Source organism: Planktothrix paucivesiculata PCC 9631, from assembly GCF_900009265.2.
GTDB lineage: Bacteria > Cyanobacteriota > Cyanobacteriia > Cyanobacteriales > Microcoleaceae > Planktothrix > Planktothrix paucivesiculata.
Genome location: NZ_LR734987.1, coordinates 1 through 2141 on the forward strand (window position 1 = coordinate 1; position 2141 = coordinate 2141).

The 2141-nt window shown below is 34.3% G+C and carries 6 protein-coding genes; all 6 read right to left on the reverse strand.

The window, feature by feature from the left end; genetic code table 11:
- On the reverse strand, positions 1-181 hold a 181-nt coding region (locus PL9631_RS02260), incomplete at its 3' end, for a hypothetical protein (protein WP_156090415.1).
- A 125-nt stretch (positions 182-306) separates the two neighbouring features.
- Entirely contained in the window at positions 307-510 is a 204-nt protein-coding gene (locus PL9631_RS02265) for a DUF2997 domain-containing protein (RefSeq protein WP_083616576.1), read from the reverse strand.
- Between the two features lie 67 nt (positions 511-577).
- Entirely contained in the window at positions 578-979 is a 402-nt protein-coding gene (locus tag PL9631_RS02270; RefSeq protein ID WP_083616578.1) for a DUF6876 family protein, read from the reverse strand.
- 106 nt (positions 980-1085) lie between these two features.
- Positions 1086-1403, reverse strand: a complete 318-nt coding sequence (locus PL9631_RS02275; protein WP_083616580.1) for a hypothetical protein — start codon at positions 1401-1403, stop codon at positions 1086-1088.
- Positions 1404-1473: 70 nt separating this feature from the next.
- Positions 1474-1695 (reverse strand): hypothetical protein, encoded by a 222-nt coding sequence (locus PL9631_RS02280; RefSeq protein WP_156090416.1) that lies wholly within the window; start codon positions 1693-1695, stop codon positions 1474-1476.
- 2 nt (positions 1696-1697) lie between these two features.
- Positions 1698-2141: ASCH domain-containing protein (locus PL9631_RS02285; RefSeq protein ID WP_156090417.1), on the reverse strand; the 444-nt coding region annotated here is incomplete at its 5' end.

Genomic DNA, 2141 nt, shown 5'->3' on the forward strand with positions numbered 1-2141 from the left:
GGGGTCGTCGAATAACAAAGTCTGCTATTATGCTATTGCCATAATAATCTTCAATAACGCTATTGGTTTCGAGAGTTGCTCCTGTTAGAATATCAAGTTGAGATTCAATTAATTTGTTGAGAACTTGTTTAAGGATAAAGCGGTCTTTGATTGAGGTTTTGATAGTTGTTAGATGCGACATTATTTTACTCCTAAGTTAATGATTCATTAAAGACTTCGATAAATACTTATCAGCTTGATTCAGATAGAATTGATGTTTGAGAAGCAGCATCGTAATTAGAAAAAGAGTTAGAATCAACAAAATTATTAGAATCCTTGCCATAAATTATCCTCTTGATTGATTTCTTGATTAATTTGTTGATGATATTCAGGTAAAAGTTTTTGAGATTTAATTGTACCAAGGTCTAAATCTTTAGTAAGTTCAGTACAACTATTACCAGAGCCATTCAGAACTTTTTCAGTGATTGTGCCATCGGGATTGATGGTAAATTCAACTTTGTAATATTGCATTAGTTTTTCCTGATTACAGATATTATCCCCTAATTAATTACTGGATTTGATTAAGGGATAAAACTATTTAACGTTCATCTGGCAGTAGCAAAACTTTGTTTTCAAAGTAAAGCTTAATTTCACTCATGGGGAAATCAGTAAATGGAATTTGTTGACTAACTGCTGGTTTAACACCTAAGACTGGTGTATCTTCCCAACAAGTTAAAACTGCTTTCTTAGGTTTCTTAGGCTTAATGAATTCGTGATTATTCCCAACAACTAAAAGCCAAAGTTGAAAATCTCGAAGTCTTGAATTTAATCGAAGTTTATGCTGATAGGAACCGATAGCATCTAATAACCAATAGCATTCAGCATTTTCAGCTAGAAAGTTAATTCCATCTGTATAATTAAATCCGTGAGAATGCTTGTAATAGTTTTCAGTTCCACTGAATTGACTTAATTCCGTTTTTAGTTGTTCTGCTGTTAACATTTGATTTTAGATGAAACATCAGAATCAAAAAGCGGTAGCTCCCCTAATTAATTACTGGATTTGATTAAGGGATTAGTTTTTAATTGCTATTAAATTTCCCCAGATTCTATGCTTCAATAGAAAAACCGTGATCGATAAAAGGATGACCACCTCTATTGAGGAAAATCCCATCAATAGCTATCTTGCCACCCTTCTCATTTTGAAAGGCAACACTATAGGTAAAATCATATTCGTTTGTAGAGATTTCAACATTTTCAAAACAAGGAAAACCCGATTCATTCATGCGTTTAATTGCATAAGCCAGCAATCGTTTTGTCTTTCCTTCCGAGATTTTCTCTCCAGATGGGGTAAGAAAAGTATAACTTCTTTTATGCAAATCATTGTACTCCGTTCTCTTATTGTTTACGACAGTAGAAATGTTCATTATTCTCCTTATTTAGTGATTTAGTGTAATCCCCTAATTACTTAATTTTAATTAAGGGATTAATTAACTTTTAGTCTTCAGGAAATCCCTCAATTCTTGTATAGTCACTGACACAGGCATTACACCAATCTAGGTAATCATCAGTGGCTCCATGACACCAAGGAACAAGTTTGTGGCAACGGTAGCACTCAAAAATCATCCCAGATTCACACTTTTTACACTCACAACCTCTGGGCGGTAGCCCAACTATTTCTAGCAGGTTTTGAGATAAATTGAAAATTTGTTTATTCATGTTTAGTTTACTAATTGTTGTTGAATTTCAGCATAAATTTCATCAGAAACCCCCCATAAACCAGGTAGACCCCGTGCCACAATTGGTTCAGAAAGAGGCTTAATATCAGTGAGTTCCCAGGCATAACGTCCAGGTTGCCAAAACCCAGTTAATCGTTCAATTTCTGATTGTTCATTAATTAATTTATCGGTCATTAAATGAATATCTTTCAAGGTGGCAATGGCGATAATCTTCTGCTTATTTTTACTAAGGTCATCCTGAGTAATTCCTAATTCATCAAGAATTTCACTTAATCCCAAAGGATAATCAAAAGGATGAACCGATTGTTTTCCTGCGTGAATTGCCAGTAATCCCCGATAATTCCGTTGCCAATCACGAGTTTCGTACCGTTTCTTTCCTGTGACTAAAAGACTAGCCCAAGGTTCTTGTATTGTTAATGCTTGCAT

What these genes read in the sequence shown, in the direction of transcription:
- PL9631_RS02270 (WP_083616578.1), bottom strand. Translation starts at nt 979, where the DNA reads ATGTTAACAGCAGAACAACTAAAAACGGAATTAAGTCAATTCAGTGGA.
- PL9631_RS02275 (WP_083616580.1), bottom strand. Translation starts at nt 1,403, where the DNA reads ATGAACATTTCTACTGTCGTAAACAATAAGAGAACGGAGTACAATGAT.
- PL9631_RS02265 (WP_083616576.1), bottom strand. Translation starts at nt 510, where the DNA reads ATGCAATATTACAAAGTTGAATTTACCATCAATCCCGATGGCACAATC.
- PL9631_RS02280 (WP_156090416.1), bottom strand. Translation starts at nt 1,695, where the DNA reads ATGAATAAACAAATTTTCAATTTATCTCAAAACCTGCTAGAAATAGTT.